This window comes from Streptomyces griseoviridis (assembly GCF_005222485.1).
Lineage (GTDB): Bacteria > Actinomycetota > Actinomycetes > Streptomycetales > Streptomycetaceae > Streptomyces > Streptomyces hintoniae.
Genome location: NZ_CP029078.1, coordinates 5,603,519 through 5,623,362, shown reverse-complemented (window position 1 = coordinate 5,623,362; position 19,844 = coordinate 5,603,519). Strand labels below are relative to the sequence as shown.

18 protein-coding genes are annotated in these 19,844 nt (G+C 71.7%); 11 read left to right on the top strand and 7 right to left on the bottom strand.

Annotated features, from left to right (window positions below; all coding sequences use genetic code 11):
* The first annotated feature begins 150 nt into the window (after positions 1-150).
* The 5 genes from DDJ31_RS24415 to cas6e are packed head-to-tail and all read left to right on the top strand — an operon-like array spanning position 151 to position 5,401.
* Positions 151-1,782: a type I-E CRISPR-associated protein Cse1/CasA gene (locus tag DDJ31_RS24415; protein ID WP_240678089.1), complete on the top strand. Its 1,632-nt coding sequence runs from the start codon at positions 151-153 to the stop codon at positions 1,780-1,782.
* Positions 1,775-2,335, top strand: a complete 561-nt coding sequence (gene casB, locus DDJ31_RS24410) for a type I-E CRISPR-associated protein Cse2/CasB (protein WP_240678090.1) — start codon at positions 1,775-1,777, stop codon at positions 2,333-2,335. Before DDJ31_RS24415 ends, casB begins: the two co-directional genes overlap by 8 nt.
* A 56-nt stretch (positions 2,336-2,391) precedes the next feature.
* Positions 2,392-3,741, top strand: a complete 1,350-nt coding sequence (locus DDJ31_RS24405) for a type I-E CRISPR-associated protein Cas7/Cse4/CasC (protein WP_240678091.1) — start codon at positions 2,392-2,394, stop codon at positions 3,739-3,741.
* Positions 3,738-4,637 (top strand): type I-E CRISPR-associated protein Cas5/CasD, encoded by a 900-nt coding sequence (gene cas5e / locus DDJ31_RS24400; protein WP_127178239.1) that lies wholly within the window; start codon positions 3,738-3,740, stop codon positions 4,635-4,637. The genes DDJ31_RS24405 and cas5e overlap by 4 nt, the downstream gene beginning before the upstream one ends.
* Complete coding sequence (gene cas6e / locus DDJ31_RS24395) at positions 4,634-5,401, top strand: type I-E CRISPR-associated protein Cas6/Cse3/CasE (RefSeq protein ID WP_240678092.1); 768 nt, start codon at positions 4,634-4,636, stop codon at positions 5,399-5,401. The genes cas5e and cas6e overlap by 4 nt, the downstream gene beginning before the upstream one ends.
* A gap of 156 nt (positions 5,402-5,557) precedes the next feature.
* Here the strand turns inward: cas6e and DDJ31_RS24390 are convergent, their stop codons facing one another.
* Both DDJ31_RS24390 and DDJ31_RS24385 read right to left on the bottom strand, forming a co-directional pair.
* Entirely contained in the window at positions 5,558-6,388 is an 831-nt protein-coding gene (locus DDJ31_RS24390; RefSeq protein ID WP_127178241.1) for an endo alpha-1,4 polygalactosaminidase, read from the bottom strand.
* A 506-nt stretch (positions 6,389-6,894) separates the two neighbouring features.
* Positions 6,895-7,389 carry a hypothetical protein gene (locus tag DDJ31_RS24385; RefSeq protein WP_127178242.1) on the bottom strand — a complete coding sequence of 165 codons (495 nt, stop codon included), beginning with the start codon at positions 7,387-7,389 and terminating at the stop codon, positions 6,895-6,897.
* Between the two features lie 284 nt (positions 7,390-7,673).
* Here DDJ31_RS24385 and DDJ31_RS24380 point away from each other — a divergent pair, with 284 nt between their 5' ends.
* Together DDJ31_RS24380 and DDJ31_RS24375 are read left to right on the top strand one after the other, a co-directional pair.
* The gene (locus DDJ31_RS24380; protein ID WP_127178243.1) at positions 7,674-7,940 is read left to right on the top strand and encodes a hypothetical protein; all 267 of its coding nucleotides are present in this window, start codon (positions 7,674-7,676) and stop codon (positions 7,938-7,940) included.
* Positions 7,937-8,527 carry a TetR/AcrR family transcriptional regulator gene (locus DDJ31_RS24375; RefSeq protein ID WP_127178244.1) on the top strand — a complete coding sequence of 197 codons (591 nt, stop codon included), beginning with the start codon at positions 7,937-7,939 and terminating at the stop codon, positions 8,525-8,527. Before DDJ31_RS24380 ends, DDJ31_RS24375 begins: the two co-directional genes overlap by 4 nt.
* A gap of 189 nt (positions 8,528-8,716) precedes the next feature.
* On the opposite strand, the gene DDJ31_RS24370 is transcribed toward DDJ31_RS24375, so the two are convergent.
* Positions 8,717-9,733 (bottom strand): SMP-30/gluconolactonase/LRE family protein, encoded by a 1,017-nt coding sequence (locus DDJ31_RS24370; RefSeq protein ID WP_127178245.1) that lies wholly within the window; start codon positions 9,731-9,733, stop codon positions 8,717-8,719.
* A 198-nt stretch (positions 9,734-9,931) separates the two neighbouring features.
* Here DDJ31_RS24370 and DDJ31_RS24365 point away from each other — a divergent pair, with 198 nt between their 5' ends.
* Positions 9,932-11,740 carry a flavin-containing monooxygenase gene (locus DDJ31_RS24365; protein ID WP_127178246.1) on the top strand — a complete coding sequence of 603 codons (1,809 nt, stop codon included), beginning with the start codon at positions 9,932-9,934 and terminating at the stop codon, positions 11,738-11,740.
* Between the two features lie 151 nt (positions 11,741-11,891).
* On the top strand, positions 11,892-15,089 hold the full coding sequence (locus DDJ31_RS24360) for a tetratricopeptide repeat protein (protein WP_127178247.1): 3,198 nt from the start codon (positions 11,892-11,894) through the stop codon (positions 15,087-15,089).
* 63 nt (positions 15,090-15,152) lie between these two features.
* Here the strand turns inward: DDJ31_RS24360 and DDJ31_RS24355 are convergent, their stop codons facing one another.
* Together DDJ31_RS24355 and mca are read right to left on the bottom strand one after the other, a co-directional pair.
* Entirely contained in the window at positions 15,153-15,446 is a 294-nt protein-coding gene (locus DDJ31_RS24355; RefSeq protein WP_240678093.1) for a hypothetical protein, read from the bottom strand.
* Positions 15,439-16,299 carry a mycothiol conjugate amidase Mca gene (gene mca, locus DDJ31_RS24350; protein WP_164785116.1) on the bottom strand — a complete coding sequence of 287 codons (861 nt, stop codon included), beginning with the start codon at positions 16,297-16,299 and terminating at the stop codon, positions 15,439-15,441. The genes DDJ31_RS24355 and mca overlap by 8 nt, the downstream gene beginning before the upstream one ends.
* 170 nt (positions 16,300-16,469) lie before the next feature.
* Between mca and DDJ31_RS24345 the strand changes: the two genes are divergently transcribed.
* Positions 16,470-16,868 carry a DUF4307 domain-containing protein gene (locus tag DDJ31_RS24345; RefSeq protein WP_127178249.1) on the top strand — a complete coding sequence of 133 codons (399 nt, stop codon included), beginning with the start codon at positions 16,470-16,472 and terminating at the stop codon, positions 16,866-16,868.
* A 175-nt stretch (positions 16,869-17,043) separates the two neighbouring features.
* Positions 17,044-17,544 (top strand): transcription elongation factor GreA, encoded by a 501-nt coding sequence (gene greA, locus DDJ31_RS24340; protein WP_093827109.1) that lies wholly within the window; start codon positions 17,044-17,046, stop codon positions 17,542-17,544.
* Between the two features lie 94 nt (positions 17,545-17,638).
* Here the strand turns inward: greA and DDJ31_RS24335 are convergent, their stop codons facing one another.
* The gene (locus DDJ31_RS24335) at positions 17,639-18,511 is read right to left on the bottom strand and encodes an ABC transporter permease (protein WP_127178250.1); all 873 of its coding nucleotides are present in this window, start codon (positions 18,509-18,511) and stop codon (positions 17,639-17,641) included.
* Positions 18,508-19,557, bottom strand: coding sequence for an ATP-binding cassette domain-containing protein (locus DDJ31_RS24330; RefSeq protein ID WP_240678398.1), 1,050 nt, complete (start codon positions 19,555-19,557; stop codon positions 18,508-18,510). Before DDJ31_RS24330 ends, DDJ31_RS24335 begins: the two co-directional genes overlap by 4 nt.
* Positions 19,558-19,844: the final 287 nt, after the last annotated feature.

Genomic DNA, 19,844 nt, shown 5'->3' with positions numbered 1-19,844 from the left:
GGAATGGCTTTTCCCCGCGTGGGCGGGGGTGTCCCGCGCTTCGGGGTCCGCGGAGTGCTCACCGTGTGGCGAGAAGCGGAGAACACCTCTCCCTCGACGCCAACACCCGTTAGTTTTGTGGCTGTTGATCCACAAAGAGGGGGCAGCGGATTGCACGAGAGCCGACCGCCGGTTCCGGCCGGGCGACGCGTCGGCTGGGACCCTCGCTTCCAGCCCTGCGTCCCCGCCGTCGGCCTCGACGGCGCGACCGCGCACCACTCCCTGTGCGCGCTCCTCGCCCAGGCCGACGGCCTCGCCGCCCTGGACTGCGCCTCGCCGGGCGAGACCGTCGCCGTCATCGAGTACTTGCTCGCCATCTGCTTCGCGTCCGGCACCTGCCCGTCGTCCGACGAGGACTGGAGCGCCTGGGTCCGCGGCGGAAAGGCCCTGGCGCCGGCCGCCGCCTGGCTGTCGAAGGAACCAGCGGACTCCTGGGACCTGTTCCACCCCACGAAGCCGCTGGCCCAGAACTCCCAACTGGCCGCGAATCTCCGCAAAGACGGCACCGGAACCGCCCAACTGGTCATCGAGCACGCCGGCGACTACAACCAGCACTTCGACCACCATCACCTCGAACGCCCCAACCCGCTCCCGGCGGCGGACGCGTTCCGCGCCACCCTCACCCAGCACGTCTACGGCCCTTACGGACGGGCCCGCATGTCAGGGGATCTGCTCGGCGCCAAGATCACCAATCTCGCGGCGGGCCGGCTGGCGGGGCGGATCCGGGTCGTCGCCCTGGGGCGGACGCTCGGCGAGACACTGCGCCTGAACCTCTATCCGCCTGACGGGCCGGGGAAGCCGCTCAACACCTCCTGGACCGCGGCCGATTTCGAGCGGCGTACGTTCGTGGAGAAGCCGAAGCCCCGGAAGCCGCGAAGCTCAGCGGACCTGCACAGCTCCCTGGGCCGTTCCGTGCTGCTGCGTCCGGCACGCGGACCTCACGGGCAGATCATGGTCGACCGGGTACTGATCGGGGCCGGTGAGATCCTGGAACTCGACCCGGCGCGTCATCTTCAGGACGCCGTGTACAGCGAGACGACGAGCGGCGTGTCCAAGCCCTTGTGGCCCTCGCCCAGCCGGGCTCTCTGGCAACAGGCCCATGCCCTGTACGGCGCCGTCAGGGACGACAGGACCGGTATGTACGCGCGGCTGCGGTCCCTCCTCCCCCATCAGCGAGCGGAACCGCAGGGCCCGTACCAGGAAGCACGGAAGGGCGCCCCGTACCAGCTCTGGGCTGTCGGGCTCCTGGCCAACAAAGCACTCCCCGTCATCTGGACGCACGGCGCCTACCCCTACGCGCCGGGCATGGCCGCGCACCTCTACCGGGCGTCCCGCCGTGGCTCGATCGTCGCCGAGCACCTGGCGCGGACCCTGAAGAACGCGGCGATCGTGGCCGCGGAGACCGCGTTCCCCGCCATGAGGGCCGGGGAGGAGACCAGCCAGGTGGCCCGGCTCGACGCCCGGTACGCCTTCTGGCCCGCGGCCGAGGACCCCTTCCACGAACTGCTGGACGAGGTGATCGACCGCGGTTTCGAGGACGACGACCCGGTGTCCGCTCCCTTGGTCGCCTACGCGATGGAATTGATGAACATGGCTCGCACCCAGTTGCTCCGGCGCCTCGACACCCTGCCGCCCAGCGACCGCAACCATCGAGCGCGCGCCCGGGGCGAGCGGCTCTTCGACAAAGCCGTGTCCGGTGGGCGGGCCCCGGCCGAACTCCGAGGGGAGACCGCACGTGACTGAGCAGAGTCCGCCGGTGGACACGGAGGCGGAGCCGCCTCGCTTCCCGCACGACAGCACGGCGCTCACCACCTGGCTCACCGGTCTCGTGCGCGACCGCGAGTACGGGACGCTCGCCGAACTCCGTCGCGCCCGGGTCCGTACCAACGCGCACATCCGGGCCGGCTGGTACGGGGGCGACGACCACCGCGATCTCTTCGAGCAGGTGGCCTTCCTCTTCGCGATCTACCACCAGGGCCGACCCACACCCTCGTACGGCCACGGCAGTCTCGGCGCCGCGGCCCGCAGGATCGGCGACGGGACCGGCCGCGGGCCGGACAATCCCGGCGCGCAGCGGCTCCTGGGCCGGGTCGTCGCGAGCCGGCGCGTTCCCTGGCGCCACATCCAGCACGCCGTCACCCGGCTCCGGTCCTGCGAACAGCCCCCACCGTCCTGGACCGCTCTGACCGAGGACCTCATCAAGTGGAACGACCGAGAGGCGCGCGTCGCCTACCGGTGGTCGGTCGAGTTCCACACCCCGCCGGGGCGCGGCCGGCAGGCATCGAGGAACCGATGACCCGGGGCGACACCACCTCTCACGATTCGCCCGACGACACGGAAGGACACCATCTCGTGACCGAGCCCCCTCGGAGCCAGTTCCTCTCCTTGCATCTCATCGAGACCCTGGCCGCGGTCCTTCCCGTACGCGACGAGAACGCGCAGCCGAAATCCCTGGTCTTCGGCGGTGTGGAACGGCACATGATCACCAGTCAGGCCCGCAGGCGCGCCGAGCGGGTCCACGCCCGCAACCGGGCCAACGCCGGACTCGGGCAGCTCAAGGGACGGAGCATGGGCGTCCGTACCCGGGAGTGGGCGCTCCTGGCCGGACGTGAACTCGAGTCCGCCCACGGCTGGGACCGGGACAGGGCGGTGGTCACGGCCCGAACGGTGATGGAAGCGAGCGGTCTCAAATTCGGCGATCCGAAGAAGAAGACCGTGGCCGATCTGACCAAGGTGCTCATCTTCGCGCCGGCCGACGCCGGGGTGAGGATCGCGGACCACATCGTCGACCGGGCGGCGGACGTCGAGGAGTGGCGCGACGCGTATCTCGAAGCCCAGGCTCGCGCTGAGGCCGCGAAGAAGACACGACGCGGAACCAGGACGAAGGGCGCGACAGCACCGGACGCGGCGGAGACCGCGGTGGAAGCCGCCCCGGCCGCCGACCTGCCTCCGCTGCCCAAGGCCACACGCGATGCCGTGCTGCTGGCCCTCGCTCCTCGCGACGCCGTGGACATCGCCCTCTACGGTCGTTTCCTCGCCGAGATTCCCGACTCGCCCAACGTGGACGGCGCCGTCCAGACCGGACACGCCTTCACCGTGCATGAGGCCGAGCAGATCGAGGACTTCTACGCGGCGGCCGATGACGCGAAACTCGATCGCAGACGCAACGCACTCGACTTCCTCGACGCGGCGGACGACGCGGGCGCGGGCATGACCGGGTACCAGTCCCTGATCTCCGGCACCTTCTACCGACACGCGGTCCTCGACCGTACGCAGCTCCGCATCAATCTGCGGGTGGCCGGAATGGACGAGGCCGAGGCCGAGGAAGCGGCGTCCGAGGCCGAGAAGGAGTTCGTCAACTCCTTCGTGGAGGCGTTTCCGGAAGCGAAGAAGAACTCCACCGCGTCCACCGGATCACTGCCGGCGCTCGTCCTCGCCTTCGAAGGGGAGCGCCCCTACAACTACGCGTCCGCCTTTCAGAAGCCGGTCGACGAGCGGGCCCTGTCGGCCGGTGGGGAAGGACCGGCGGGCCCCGCCGCCGTACGCAGGCTGCTGCGCCATCACACCTTCGTCAGTCGCCGCCGCAGCGACCTGCGCACCACACGGGTGCTCACGTACGACCCCGAGATCGATCTGCTCCTGGGAGAGTCGGGAGTGCCGGAGTCGCTCGTGGTGGAGCGGATCGAGGACCTCACCCCGTGAGCGGCGCGAACGACGCGCACGTCCTCCTCGTCCGGCTGGCCGGCCCCCTCCAGTCCTGGGGCATCACCGGCAGGTTCGCTCGACGCGACACGCACAGCCGCCCCACGAAGTCGGGTGTGATCGGCCTCTGCGCCGCGGCCCTGGGGCTGCCCAGGGAAGAACCTCTCGGGGAGCTCGCCGAGGTGCGCTTCGGCGTGCGGGCCGACCGGCCCGGCACGTCGCTCCGCGACTACCACACGGTCGGCGGCGGGAGGTATCCGCTGCGCCCGCGTGACCTCATCACCGACCACCAGCGAGCCGCCAGGGCGACGACGGACCCGTCGCCGGTGCCGCCGTTGGACGACGCCCCGGAGCCCGGCCCGTTCGGACGCGCGGAGTTGGAGGCGTGGTACGGCTCACCGAAGTACGTCACCGCCGACCCGGCATCGGGGGCTCTCGTCTCCGCGCAGCTTCGCCGCCACAGCCTGATCACAGAGCGCTGGTACCTCGCCGACGCCGCGTTTCTCGTCGGTCTCGAACACGAGGACAGAGCGCTCCTTGAACGTGTCGCCCACGCCCTGGAGCATCCGAAGAGGCTGCTCTGGCTCGGCCGCAAGGCCTGTCCGCCGTCGGGGGACCTCGCCCTCGGCATCGCTCCGGGCTCCCTCAGGGATGCCTTCGAGACACACGCCCTGCTTCCCGACGCGGTCGGCTGCGGAACCGGGTCGCCGGGTGCCCGGCCCTCCGCACGCCCGTGGGCCTGGTTCGAGAGTCCGCGGCCGATCCCCGGTGTCGGACCCCTGTCCGACCAGCCCGTGCGCTTCGGAGCGGACGGGGCAACCCACGGTCTCCGCTGGGAGACCCGCCACCGCATCACCATCGCCGCACACGCCCGTGGATGGGACATCATCCTGTGAACACCGACACCGACACCGACACCGACACCGCCGTGCCGAACGGCCCGTCAGGCGCGGACGGCGCCGCCAGATTCGTCGCCGCGCAGACCCTGCTGACCCTGGATGCCCGGCATCCGTTCGCCGGTAAGTCACTCATCGACGCCCAGGACATGCACCGAACGGTCATGAGCGGCTTCCCCGGCTGGGTGGATGACGGCAGCCAGGACCCGCGGGCCCAGATGGGCATCCTGTCGACCTGGACCGTCGACCTCCGTCAGGCGCGGCTCAACCTGGTGGTCCAGTCGTCCCTCCCGGCCGACTGGAGTGGCATCCCCCGTGCGGCCCTGGCCGAGAGGCCGGAGCCCCTCACCATCGATCGCACCTTCCGCGTCGGCGACCGGGTCGCCTTCCGCACGGTCGTCAATCCGGTGCGCAGCATTCCGCCCCCGCCGGGCTCTCCCCGGAAGGCCCGAGGCACCCGCGTCCCGCACACTCGGCCCGAGCACGTGAAGGGGTGGTTCGCGCGACGCCTGCAACCGTCCGGCGAGCCCGCGACCGCCCCGGACGGCGTCACCCGCATCGGAGCGGACACGGACACCGACCGACTCGCCGTACGCATGCTTCCGCGCGCCTCAAGTCCCGCACCGCACAAGGGACTTCGCATCGCCCGCGCGGAGATCAAAGGCACCCTCACGGTCACCGACCCCAAGGTGTTCGTCGCTGCCCTCACTCAGGGCATCGGCCACGCGCGTGCGTACAGCTGCGGGTTGATCCTCGTACGCTGAAACGACTTCGAGCCCACCCGCCGCACCCCGCCCCCGTGCTCGCCCCGACCTCCGACCACGACGACCGGTCGGAGTTCCGCGGAGGCCGCGGGAGCGTCGGAGACGACTGAGACCACAGGGGCAGGGGCGGGTCGGCAAGGCCCGCTCGGCTCGGTCCTACTGGCCGGCGCAGGTCTTGCGGAGGCCGTTCGGGGTGACCGAGACATCGCGCTGCACGATGCTGAAGACGCCCGCGTAGGAGGCGCAGGCCCGGTTCATGCCCGCGTTGGTGTACTCGATGTCGATGATGCGGTTGCCGAACGCCGCGTAGTACTCGGGGCATTCGGGCGCGCTGGCGCCGGACCAGATCACACCGCACTCCTCGACGACGGCGAAGTCGATGCCGAGAGAAGAGGCGTCACCGGCGAGTTCGAGGGTGTTCTTCTGGGCGATCGCCAGGTTCTTCGCGTGTGCGCGGTCGACGAGGAGCTTCATGTACTTCTTGGATTCGCTCGGGTCGATCAGGCCCTTCGAGCGGGTGTAGTGGTCGTAGTTGTCCGGTTCGACGGCGTCGAATCCCTTCGTCGCGCATTCGTCGATCCAGCCCCCGACCTTCTGGAGAATGGCCGCCCGCTTGGCCTCGGTGCGCACGTCGAGCAGGTACTCGCCCGGCCACTCCTTGTCCTCCACCAGCTTGCCGCTCGCGTCGCGCAGCAGGAGGTCCGCGGCCCATTCGGAACTCGCGCCCGGCTGGGTCTGGAAGGCGTTGATGTAGCAGATGTTGTACAGGTTGGACGCGGGGCTCGCCGTGTGGTCGCGGCTGACGATCTTGACTCCGGCGGCCGGCGTGTAGGGGCCGCCGATCTGGTAGTCGAAGCCGCCCGCGGCCGGGGGCAGGGTCTTGGCCGACGCCGCCTCGGACGGCGCGGGCCAGGCGATGAACGCGGCCGCCACGACGACAGCCAGCACAAGACATCGATGCAGAACGCTGATCGCGTTGTCCTTCATACGGGATCTCCGAGAGATCGTGGGCGCGTCCCCGCCTCGGACGGTGCACGACACGTCCTGGCGACTCGGTCCGGGCTCCGAATTGGTCGTCGATTCGCTACCGGATGGGCGCACCTCTTCGGCTCGGAGGAGTGTCTCCTCCGGCTCGATGCTGAAGTGAAGCTTCTTCCACCGGGGCCTGTCAATGAGCCGGGAAATCAATCACGGCGGAATGGAATTCCTGCCTCGCGGTCGGCCCTGCTCTTGTCCTGGCATGACCGATTCCGCCCCGGAAAGGCCGCTGAATGGCGATGGAAATACCTGGATTCACGGAGAACCGAAGACATCGGCGATAACGGAAGACATCGGTGATGACGGAAGACATTCGCGACAAGCGATCGATGTCCTGATGCCGACGCGTTCGGGATGCCGGGCGCCCGGCTCCCCCAGGCCGGCGGCTGGTCGGCTCCGCCCAGGCTCCCGGGACCCGCCTGCCGGGTCCCGGGAGTCTTGGAGCCTTCCCTCCCCTACGGGTGGTAGATCTCGCGCATCGCCGTGACCCGGTTGCCGGCGCCGGTGCGGTAGACGAAGTGCGGGGTGTTGTCCAGCGTGTGGTTCGTCAGCCACGCCGGGCTGACCTTCACGGTCCTGGTGCCGTCGAGGACCTTGACGGAGGCGCTCGACGCGACGACGAGGGATGTGGCCGGACCGGTCGGGGTGTAGTCGACATCCTCGTCGTTCTCCGTGTTGACCACGCACTTCTCCGGGACGACGCGCACGACCGTGTCGCCGTGGACCTTCTTCGCGGACTTCAGCTCGAAGAAGTGCCGGTACCCGGTGGGCAGGGCGCACGGCTTCCAGGTGGTCCGCGCCGCGTCCCCGGTCCGCGCGCCGGAATCCGCGGCGGCCGCCCGTACGTGCGCCGCGCCGGCCGGGCTCGCGCCGGCGGTACCGCACCCGAGGGCCAGGAGTGCGGCGGCGGAGGTGACGAGGGCCGCGGCCGAGACAGAACGGTGGTTCATGAGTGTCCCTTGCTGTTCCTTGCGTGAGATCTGCTGACAGCCAGGGAGATATCGGACCGGGGGCGCGGGTTTCCGCGCTGGCCGACTGTGACGGACCGGTGACACTTCGCGGGGCCGCCGCCCCTTCAGGACCGGTACCGACCGAACCCGCCGACCTCCTCAAGCGGTACCGGGGAATCGTTCCGGTGAACAACCCGAGCGACGTCGAGCCGGCCAGGGACGAGAAGCGGCAGGTCGTCGAGCAGCTCCAGGCGATCGCCGAGGGCTACGGCTAGGGCGGCATCGTGGCCTGCGGCCTGCCCATCGCCTTCCCCCGCTTCGCCGACGTCGACGCGCACTACGGCCTCGTGCGCCACCCCGACCGGGCCCGCCCTCCCGTCGTCCTACTGATGGACGTCGACACCGTCCCGGTGCGGCGGATCATCCGGGACAGGCTGATCGAGGCGTACGGGGCGGGCAGACCGACCCGTTCCTGGCCGTCGGCCCGCGGCCCGCGGCCGGCGGACAGGCCCCGACCCTCCGCCTCCCCCGGCGGTACCCTTCCCGGGTGACAGAGCACCCCGTGCCGGAGAAGTGGCGGCCCGCCAACCACGGGCCCAAGGCCGCCGCGCGCAACCGGGCCGCTCTGGTCTCCGCCGCCCGCGAGATCTACGCGCGGCACGGGCTCGCCGCCCCGCTCTCCGCCATCGCCCGCCGGGCCGGTGTCGGGCAGGGCGTCCTGTACCGGCACTTCCCCGACCGGGCCGCCGTGGCCGCCGCGGTCCTGGAGGAGAACGTGCGGCAGGTCGAGCAGGCCGCCGAGGCCGAGGGCGCCACGTCCGCCACCGTGCTCGGCGTGCTGACCTGGCACCTCACCGAGTCGGCGGCCTTCATCGGGCTTCTGCACGCCGACGTGGCGATCAGCCCGCAGGGCGTTCCCCCGTACGCGCAGGCCCTGTCGGAGCGGGTGGAGCGCGCGCTGCGGGGGCACGCTCCGCACGGGGGACGGCTGGAGGCGGCCGGCGATCTCATGCTCGCCGTCGCCATGGTCTCGGGTGCCGTCACCGGCCCCACCCGCGAGGAGCGCGAGCGGCGCGCGCGGGCGGCCTGGCGGCTGCTCGGCGTCGAGGCGGAACCGGTACGGCCCTTCGAGGAGTGACCGGCGGGACGTCGACCGCCGTCGGACGTCCCGCCGTCAGCCGCCGGCGTTCCCGCGGTCAGCCACCGAAGTTCCCGCCATCGACCACCGAAGTGCCGCGGTCGGCCGTCGACGTCCCCGCCGTCAGCCGCCGGCGTTCCCGCCATCGACCACCGAAGTTCCCGTGGCCGGCCGTCAACGTCCCCGCGGTCAGCCGCCGTTGGACTGGCGTACCCCGTCCGCGAGCGCGTCGAAGGTGTAGAGGTAGCCCCCGGCGGGGCCGCTGACCGTCACGTACGCGGTCCGGCCGCCGGGCGTGATCGCCACGTTCGTCGCCGATTCGAGGCCCTCGGTGCGGGCTGGGAGGCGGACCGTCGCGAGGCGCTCGCCGTACTGGTTGTAGACGATCATCGCGGCCCTGCCGTGCAGCGCCTGGTAGAGGTTGCCGTCGGCGTCGACCGCGATCGAGTCGGTCTGGGCGATCCCGCCGTCGACGCGGACGGCGGTGTGCCTGGCCGTCACCTTTCCGTCCGCGTCGAGGCGGAGGTAGGAGATCCGGTTCTCGGTGAGTTCGCTGATCCACAGGCCCCGGTAGCCGAGGTCGAACGAGATCCCGTTGGTCGCGGCGAGGCCGTCGGCGAGGACGGCGGTCTTCTCGCCGGTGCGGTCGATCCGCACCACGCGGCCGTGCGCCTCGCCCTCGGAGAGCCCGCGCGAGTCGCTGACGTACAGGTTGCCGTCCTGGTCGAAGGCGAGGTCGTCGGGGTTCATCAGGGCGCCGTCGACCTCGCCGGAGAAGAACGTCCGGAAATCGCCGCCGTCCGGGTCCATGCTGACGATCTCGCCGTGCGCGTAGTCGGTCAGATAGAGCCGTCCGTCGTAGGGGCTGAACTGCGCGGAGGTGTAGGCGCCCCGGGAGTCGGTGTGGACCGCGCGCGAGGTCTTCCGGCCGACGTCGACGCGGAGCACCTTCGGCTTGCCCGCGGGCGCGGTGACGTCGACGACGTACAGCCCGCCGTCGGTGCCGAAGGTCGGCCCTTCGAGCAGCGTCATCCCGGTCTCCTGGTGCACCGTCGTCAGCCGCATGACCTTCCGGGCCGTGATGGTCCGGCCCTCGTCGGAGGTGCCCGCCGCGCCGGTGGCGGCGCTCTGGGTGCCGCATCCGGTCAGGGTCAGCGCGCCGATCGCGGTGAGCGTGGCGAGCGTTCGGATCGGAAGTCGTCGCATAGGGGGGATCACTGCTCCTGTCCGCGGGCGCGGTCCTCCGGTGGCCCGCGCGTCGGTGGGGCGGACGCGGTGGCCGGATGCTGCGGTACGCCCGCACTCCAACCGGACAGTGTTGTCCGGTAGTTGCTACGGTAGCGGACCGACGGCCGCCCCGAGCGGCCCGCGCGCCACCCCGCCCACAGGATCGAGGCCCCCCACGTGACGACCCCGCACGCCCCCGACCCCGAAGGACTCGCCGAGCTGAGGCAGCGCTACCGCCTCGAACGCGAGCGCCGGGTACGGCCCGACGGCACCGGTCAATACCTCGCCGCCGACGCCGAGTTCGGCTACTACGCGGCCGACCCGTACACCGAGGCCACCGAGCGCGCGCCGCTCGACGACACCGTCGACGTCGCCGTGGTCGGCGGCGGCTTCGGCGGCATCCTGGCCGGGGCGCGGCTGCGCCGGCAGGGCGTGGAGCGCGTCCGGATCGTCGAGAAGGGCGGCGACTTCGGCGGCACCTGGTACTGGAACCGCTACCCCGGCATCCACTGCGACATCGAGGCGCACGTCTATCTGCCGCTGCTGGACGAGACCGGGTACGTCCCGGAGTGGAAGTACGCGCCGGGCGAGGAGATCCGCCGCCACGCGGTGCGTGTGGCCGAGCAGTTCGGCCTCTACGAGCACGCTCTGTTCTCCACCGCCGTCACCTCGCTGACGTGGGACGAGCCGTCCGGCACCTGGATCGTGGCCACCGACCGCGGCGACACGTTCCGGGCCACCTACGTGGTGACCGCCACCGGCACCCTCTCGGAGCCGAAGCTCCCCGGGATACCCGGCATCAAGGACTTCAAGGGCCACACCTTCCACACCTCGCGGTGGGACTTCGGCTACACCGGGGGCACCCCGGACGGCGGTCTGACGGGCCTCGCGGACCGGCGGGTGGGCGTGGTCGGCACCGGCGCGACCGGCGTCCAGCTCATCCCGATGCTCGCCGAGGACGCCGGGCACGTCTACGTCTTCCAGCGCACCCCCTCCACCGTGGACGTGCGCGGCAACCGCCGCACCACGGGCGAGGACGTCGGCGCGGACCGCGAGGGCTGGGCCCGCGCGCGCCGCGAGAACTATCTCCGCATCGTCTCCGGGGAGCGGGCCGACGAGGACCTCGTCGCGGACCAATGGACGGCGTCGGCCGCCCTGTTGGAGAAGCTGCTGCCCAGTTTCCGCAGGCCGGACGACCGGACCGGGTTCGAGGCCGCCTACGAGGTCGCCGACGCCGCCAAGATGAACGAGCTGCGGGCCCGCGTCGAGGAGATCGTCGGCGACCCGGAGACCGCCGAGGCGCTCAAGCCCTGGTACCGGTACGCGTGCAAGCGCCCCACGTTCTCGGACAAGTACTACCCGGCGTTCAACCGCGACAACGTCACCCTCGTCGACACCGCGGACACCCACGGCATCGAGCGGGTCACCGAGAACGGGGTCGTGGTCGGCGGCACCGCCTACGAACTGGACTGCCTGATCTTCGCCACCGGCTTCTCCGTCGGCACCTCGGGCATCCACTCGGGCAAGCTGCCCGTCCACGGCCGCGACGGCGTCCAACTCCTCGACGCCTGGGCGCGGCAGGGCCCGCGCTCCCTCCACGGCTTCACCAGCAACGGCTTCCCGAACCTCGTCCAGATGGGCTCGCTGCACAACGCGAGCAGCGTCAACTACACGCACATCCTGGACGAGCAGGCCGTGCACGCGGCGGCCCTGATCGCCGCCGCCCAGGCGAAGGGCGCCCTCATCGAGCCGTCCCGTGAGACGGAGGACGCCTGGCTCGCGGTGCTGGCCGACGGCGCCCCCGACCACGAGTGGTTCCACGCCGAGTGCACCCCCGGCTACTACAACCGGGAGGGGCGCGGCCGGCCCAACGGCCCGACCGCCTACCCGCACGGCGCGGTCGCCTTCCACGAACTCCTGCGCCGCTGGCGGGCGGAGTCCCTCGCGGAGGTCCTGCGCACCGGCACTCCGGACGACGGGCGCTGACCGGACGCCCGCCCGGTCGCGCTCCGGGGCGCCTGGGCGGGCGTCCCGGTCGCGGCCGTCGCCGAACCCTGTGATCTCCGCCCCCTCGCGCTCCCGCGTCACCCGAAGGACACTCGTACGGACAGGAGTTGACGCCGGAGGGGGACGGGACATGCGGGACGGTCATCGGACGGATGCCGAACGGGTGTTGGCCCGAGCCGTGGAGGAGGAGGTACGGCGGTCGGGCGGGCGCGGCGACGCGAGCGTGCTGCTGTCACGGGCCCGGGGTGCCCTGGACACGATGGCGGAGACGGCGGCCGAGGAGTACCGCGCCTACACGGACGCGCTGGACGCGGCGGAGGCCGGCCGGCTGAGCTTCGCGCAGCGGTACGCCAGGGACGGTGCCGGTACCCCGCTGCTGGTGGCGGCCGTGGCCGCGGTCGCCGCCGCGGTGTCCGACCTGGTGGTGGGCACCGACACCCAGACCGCGCTGGGCGTGGGGGTGACCGTGGGGGTGGTGGCCGCGGCGGCGACGGTGGTCAAGGTGGCCGGTTCGCATCTGCCCGCCGCCCATCACCGCGCCGGCGCGGCGGGCCAGCCGGGCGGCCCCGAGCAGTTGCGGCTCCAGTGGCTGACCGCCCTCGAAGTGCGCGGCATCCGGCCGTTCCTCGACCAGCAGCGGGTGCTGGCCGCGTCGACCGGGCCGAAGAAGGCCGGGCCGCGGTTGCGCGGCGCGGACAAGAGCGGCGCGGCCCGCGGCCGTACCGTGCTGGCCCAGTCGTTCGCTCAACTGCCTGACATGGATGGTGTGTATGCGGGCCGCCGGGTGGAGATGGGCCGCATCAGACAGTGGGTCCAGGCGTCCCGGGCCAGCACCAGCACCCGTCCGACGGTCGTCGTGCTGCACGGCCCGCCCGGCAGCGGCCGCACCACGCTCGCCGTGCGGGCCGCGCACGAGCTGAAGGACCACTTCCGGGGCGCCTGCGTCGTCGACCTGCGCGGCGGCAGCCCCGAGGAGCCGCCGCTGCCCACCAGGGACGCCCTGCTGCATCTGCTGAACCGCCTCGGCGCGCCCCGCGAGCAGCTCCTGTTCCGGGAGCGCTCCTCCCCCGACCAGCAGGTCAAGCGGCTGAGCGAGCTGTACCAGCAGCATCTGACCCGGGTCGCCGTCACCGTCGTCCTGGACGACGCCTCGGACCCGGCGCAGGTGCGCGCGCTGATCCCGGAGCGGTCCGACAGCCTGGTCCTGGTCACCGCGCGGCAGCCGCTCGAACCGGCCGATCTCCCGGGCGACGTCCACCAGTTGCCCGTCGAGGCGCTGGACGCGGCGGGCTCCGAGGAGCTTCTGGAGGCGGCGGCACAGGAGAGCACCGGGCCCTACGACGCCGAATCCGCGGACCGGATAAGGGAGTTGTGCGGTGGGCTGCCGCTGGCGCTGAGCGTCGCGGGGTCGGCGCTCGGTCCGCGCTCACCACGTCAACTGGCCGCGGATCTCGGGGTGTACGGGCCGGTCGAGCCGATCGAACGGGCGCTGTGGCTGCGGTACAGCGACCAGACGGATCCGGCCCGCAGGCTGCTGCGCCGGCTGGCGCTCGCCGGGCGGGCGTCGCTGGGCACGGCGGCGGCCGCCGCACTCCTCGGCACCGACGAGACGGAGGCACGGCGTCAGCTGACCGCGCTCTCCCGGGCGGGGCTGATCGACCATGTCCGCGGCAGCCGCTACCGACTGCACGACCTGGTAAGGGCGTTCGCGCACGCCCGGCTCCTCGACGAGGAGGAGCAGACACAGCGGACGGCGGCGCAGGAACGGCTGATCGTGAACTACGCCGAGCTGGCCGACTCGGTGCTGCGGCTGGTCGACGGCAACATGTCGACCCGCTCGGACCGGTTCAGCCCGCACGGCTTCACCTCGCTCGACGAGGCGCTGCGCTGGCTGGACGACGAGTCGAGCTTCATCACCTCCACCCTGCGGCACGCGGAGGGCGTCAACCAGGCGTCCGTCCTGAACCTGCTGGGCGCCCTGTGCGACTACTGCCTGCTGCGCGGCGACCTCTACCGGCTGGGCGAGATAAGCGAGTTGGCGCAGGCCGTCGACCAGGGGCTGCTGGTCAGGTCGGTGCAGTGGCGCACCGGTATCGCGGCCCGTCAGCTCGGTGAGCTGGACAAGGCGCGGGCGACCCTGACGTCCGTGGTCGACCTGTACCGGGACGCCCATCACGACGCCGGTGTGGCCCGCGCCCTCTGCTCGCTCGGCATCACCCTGCACCACCAGGGCGGTCTCACCGAGGCGGCGGCGAAGCTGCGGGAGGCGCTCGACCTCCAGGCGGCACCCGAGCTGGCGACGGACCGGGCGTGGACGATGCACGCGCTCGCGGCGGTGGAGCGGGACCGCGCGCACCTCGCGGAGGCGCTGACCCTGCTCACCGACTCGCTGGTCCTGCACCGGGCGGGCGAGTCCGTGCATGGCGAGGCGTGGGCGCACTTCCAGCTCGGCCAGCTCGCGCTGCGGATGGGCGACGTTCCGCGCGCCGACCGCGAGCTGCGCACCGCCCTCGACCTGTACGGCCGCACCCGGGACGCGCGCGGCGAGGCGTGGGCGCTGACCCAGCTGGCCCGCGCCGGGCTCCTCGACGGGGACGCCGCGCCGGCGGTGGAGGAGCTGCGCAGGGCGGCGGCCAGGCACCGGGAGAACGAGGACGCGCGCGGCGAGGCGTGGACGGTGTACTACCTGGGCCAGGCCCTGGAGGAGACCGGCGACCTGGACCGGGCGGTGCGGGAGCTGGAGCGCTCACGCACGATGTTCTCCCGGATGCGGGACGTGTACGGGCTGGCCTGCGCCCGGCACCACTCGGCCCGGGTGACCCGCGACCAGCGGGCGGCGCAGACCGGTTCGCTGCGCAACTCCGGGTTCGCCCGTCAGCTCCTGGTCGACGCGCGCGCCGACTTCCAGCGCATCGGCGTCGCCCACGGCGAGGCGTGGACGTGCCTGGAGCTGGCGGTGGTGGACGCGGGCAACGGGCGGGCGCAGCAGGCGCTCGCCCTCTGCGACGAGGCGGCGACGCTGTTCGCGTCGTACGGCGACCGGCGCGGCGAGGACTGGTCGCGCTTCCTGCGCTGCACGCTGCTGCCGTACGCGGCGCCCGGCGGCACCGAGGTCGGCACGGCGGTCGCCCAGGAGGAGCTGGCCCAGCTGTCCCGCGCCGCTCATCCGCTGCGGGACGAGAAGCTGACCGAGTACCTGGCCGCCTACCAGCTCCTGCTGGAACGCGGCGTGGACCTGGACGCCGGCTGGCAGGCCTGGCGGCTGGGCATGGTGCCGAGCCGGCACGCGCGCGAGGTGATGGGGGTCGAGGTGTCCGTCGGAGCGTGACGCCGGGCGTGCCGGGCGGGAGGTGGTCCCGGGGCGGCGGCCCCGGGGCCCGCGCGGACGGTGTCAGCCCTGCGGTGTGCGGCCCCCGGCCGTGCTCTCCTCGGACTTCGCCGCCGTGGGCCGCTCGGTGCCCAAAGCCCGCTCGGCCCCGGACGCCTGCTCGGTCCCGGGCTCCTTGAAGTCGACGCGGTTCATGTGCCGGCTCATGCTCTTCATAAGCCCCCAGACCGCCAGGGCCATCGCCGCGAAGACGATGAACCCGAGGACTCCGGGGGTGACCTTGTTCTCGTCCACCTCCTTGGCGAGGGGGACGAGGTGCGCCATTGCCACGCTCACGCTTGCACTCATGTCATGCATTGTCGCGGATGCCCGCGAAGAGGTCGTCCTCGGGGAGGGAGGTGTCGACGAGCGACTTCGCCAGCTCGTACTCCTCGGTCGGCCAGACCTCCTTCTGGAGGTCGAGCGGCACCCGGAACCAGCCGCCCTCGGGGTCGATCTGGGTGGCGTGCGCGAGCAGCGCCCGGTCCCGGACGGCGAAGAAGTCCGCGCACGGGACGTGCGTGGTCAGGGTGCGCTCCACCCGCTCGAACTCCGCCCACCGCTTGAGCCAGTCCCCGTACGGCGACTCCAGGCCGCGGTCCAGCATCGCGTGGTGGAGGGCCTCGGTGCGGGGGCGGTTGAAGCCCTGGTTGTAGTAGAGCTTCCGCGGCTGGAACGCCGGGCCGAACTCCGACTCCGGGTACTTCTCGGTGTCGGTGGCGCCCTCGAAGGCGACCATCGAGATCTTGTGGGTCATGATGTGGTCGGGGTGCGGGTAGCCGCCGTTCTCGTCGTAGGTGGTGATCACCTGCGGACGGAACGAGCGGATCTGCTTGACCAGCTCACCGGCCGCCTTGTCGACGTCCTCCAGGGCGAAGCAGCCGTCGGGCAGCGGCGGCAGCGGGTCGCCCTCGGGCAGTCCCGAGTCGACGAAGCCGAGCCACTCCTGCTTGATGCCGAGGATCTCGCGGGCCTCGTCCATCTCCTTCCTGCGCACCTCGTGGATGTTCTCCTCGATGTACGCGTCGCCCTGGAGCTTCGGGTTGAGGATGGAGCCGCGCTCCCCGCCCGTGCAGGTCACCACCAGCACGTCCACCCCCTCGGACACGTACTTCGCCATGGTGGCCGCGCCCTTGCTCGACTCGTCGTCGGGGTGGGCGTGCACGGCCATCAGTCGCAGCTGGTCAGTCAAGACTCAATCCTCAGTCAGTCGGCGCCCCCGCGAGCGGGAGTGCGATCGGCGGCTTCTATAGTGACCGAATCGGGGGGCGAATAATTCCGGGGTCCGCTTCGGGAGCCCCTTTCGGGACTTCGGTCCCGCGCCGCGCGAGAGGACCGATCATGAGCGCCGTGAGCACGCGACTGCCCGACGGCCGGTACGGCCGTTCCTCGGACGAGCGGGCCGACCACAAGCTCAAGGTCCTCGGCTCCGTGCTCGGCGTGCTGATGCTGGCGCTGCTCGGCTGGTTCGCCTGGCACTACGTCGCCCAGAACAAGATCAGCGCCGAGGTGATCACCTTCGACGTCGGCGAGCACGCGGTGAAGGTCCATCTGGAGGTCCGCAAGGACGCGGGCGCGAGCGGCTACTGCACCGTCCGCTCCCAGTCGGAGGACGGCGCCGAGGTGGGCCGGGCCGACTTCCGCTTCGGCGGGGACGCCACCCGCATCGACAAGCTGGTCACCCTGCGCACCACCTCCCCCGGGACCACCGCGGAACTGCTCGGCTGCCACGCCGACTGACCCGCCGGGACTCTGCGAATACGTCACCGCTGACCTGCGTCGACGGGTTTCTGACGGCTTATGTCCTCCCCCTTCGGCCGGTGAATTGTTAGGCTCGTGGTTTCGCCCTTCCATGAAGGAACATCCTTCTGGGTAGGGCGATGCTTTGTATTCCCAGTACCTACGAGGAGCACCTGTGACCCAGACCAGCGACAACGTCACCTGGCTGACCCAGGAGGCGTACAACCAGCTCAAGGCCGAGCTGGAGTACCTGTCTGGTCCCGCGCGTACGGAGATCGCCGGGAAGATCGCAGCCGCGCGTGAGGAAGGGGACCTGCGCGAGAACGGCGGGTACCACGCGGCGAAGGAGGAGCAGGGCAAGCAGGAGCTCCGGGTGCGCCAGCTGACCCAGCTCCTGGAGAACGCCAAGGTCGGTGAGGCCCCGGCATCCGCCGACGGCGCCGTCGCACCGGGCATGGTCGTCACGATCGCCTTCGACGGCGACGAGGACGACACCCTCTCCTTCCTTCTGGCCTCCCGCGAGTACGCCAGCTCCGACATCGAGACCTACTCGCCGCAGTCCCCGCTCGGCTCCGGCGTGATCGGCCACAAGGTCGGCGAGGACGCGGAGTACGAGCTGCCGAACGGCAAGAAGGCCTCCGTGAAGATCATCAAGGCCGAGCCGTACAACGGCTGACCCGCGCCCGGCCCCGTCCGGGCCGATGTTCCGCACGCCTCTGGCGGGCCCCCGGCGTCCTGGACGCCGGGGGCTTCGTCATGTCCGGTGGGGCTCAGGCGGTCGCGGAACGGTACTTGCGCACCGCCAGCGTCCGGAAGACGACGACGATCAGCACCGAGTAGATCAGCGAGGCCCACACCGGGTGCTGCATGGGCCAGGCCGTGGAGGTGGAGACCCCGGGGTCGCCGAAGAGGGTGCGGCACGCCTGGACGGTCGCGCTGAACGGGTTCCAGTCGGCGATGTGCCGCAGCCACGGCGTCATCCGGCTGGAGTCCACGAAGGCGTTCGAGATGAACGTGACCGGGAACAGCCAGACCAGGCCGCCCGAGGTCGCCGCCTCCGGGGTGCGCACGGACAGGCCGATCAGCGCGCCGATCCAGGTGAAGGCGTACCCCAGCAGGAGCAGCAGGCCGAACCCGCCGAGGATCTTGCCGAGGTTGGTCGGCTCCGCGTAGCCGGGGCGCCAGCCCACGATCAGCGCGACGACCGCGAGGACGGCCAGCGTGATGGAGGTCTGCACGAGGTCCGCGACCGTGCGCCCGGTGAGGACGGCGCCGCGCGCCATGGGCAGTGAGCGGAACCGGTCGATGAGGCCCTTGTGCATGTCGTCGGCGATCCCGGCGCCCGCGCCCGCGGTGGCGAAGGTGACGGTCTGGGCGAAGATCCCGGCCATCAGGAAGTTCTTGTAGACGTCGGGACTGGTGGAGCCGCCGACCTGGATCGAGCCGCCGAAGACGTAGGTGAACAGGATCACGAACATCACCGGCTGGATGACCGCGAACAGCAGCATCTCGGGAATCCGGGACATCCGGATCAGGTTCCGTCTGGCGACGACCATGGAGTCGCGGACCGACTGGCCGAGGGCGCTGCCGGTGGCGGCGGGCGGGGGCGCGGGGGCGGGTGCGGGTTCGGTGGCGGCGCTCACTGGTCTGCCTCCTTCTGCGGGCCGCGGGCCCTGCCCCGGCCGCGTCTGCCTGCCTTGGGGTGCTGCGGGGTGCCGCCGTCCGCCGTGTCGGCCGCCGGCTCGCCGTCCTCGGTGGCATGTCCGGTGAGGGAGAGGAAGACGTCGTCGAGGGTGGGGCGGCGCAGCCCGACGTCGTCCATCTCGATGCCGCGTCCGTCGAGGTCGCGGATGACCTCGGCGAGGAGCTTCGGGCCGCCGGTGACGGGCACGGTGAGCTTGCGGGTGTGCTGTTCGACGGAGACGGCGCCCTTGCCGTAGCCGCGGAGGACCTCGGCGGCGTCCGTCAGGTGTTCGCGCGCGTGCACCACGACCTCGACGCGCTCGCCGCCGGTGCGGGCCTTGAGGTCGTCCGAGGTGCCGCGGGCGATGACCCGGCCGTGGTCGACGACCGCGATGTCGTGCGCGAGCTGGTCGGCCTCCTCCAGGTACTGGGTGGTCAGCAGCAGTGTCGTACCGCCGGAGACGAGCCCCTTGATGACCTCCCACAGCAGCTGGCGGTTGCGCGGGTCGAGCCCGGTGGTGGGCTCGTCCATGAACATCACGGGCGGGGAGACGACCAGGGCCGCCGCGAGGTCGAGGCGGCGGCGCATCCCGCCCGAGTAGGTCTTGGCGGGGCGGTCGGCGGCGTCCGTGAGACTGAACTGGTCGAGCAGTTCGACGGCGCGCGCCTTCGCCGCCCTGGACCGCATCTGGTAGAGCTGGCCGACCATCTGGAGGTTCTCGCGGCCGGTCAGGTATTCGTCGACGGCGGCGAACTGGCCGGACAGGCCGATCGAGCGCCGTACCTCGTTGGGCCGGCGCAGCACGTCGATACCGGCGACGACGGCTCTGCCGCTGTCCGGGCGGAGGAGGGTCGTCAGGCAGCGGACGGCTGTCGTCTTGCCCGCGCCGTTGGGCCCGAGCAGGCCGAGGACCGTGCCCTCGGGGACATCGAGGTCGACGCCGTCCAGTGCCCTTACGTCACCGAAGGTCTTGACCAGAGCCTCGGCATAGATGGCGCCCGGCATATCTGTCTCCACGTCGTCGGGAAAAGGCCAGTTTGCACGGGTTGCCCCGCTTGCGAGTGACGCGAGACACACCATAACGCGATGTATCGCGTCCCTCAACGGATTTCCCCGAACGAGTGACGGGACGAAGTGGCGGGACGAAGTGGCGGAGATCCGAGGGGCCGGGGGGCCGCGGGGCCGGGGGCCGGGCGCCGGGGGCCGGGCGCCGGGGGGCCGGGCGCCGGGGGGCCGGGCGCCGAGATCCGGAGAGCGGCAGGCCGGGGGCCGGGGAGCCGGGGAACCATAGG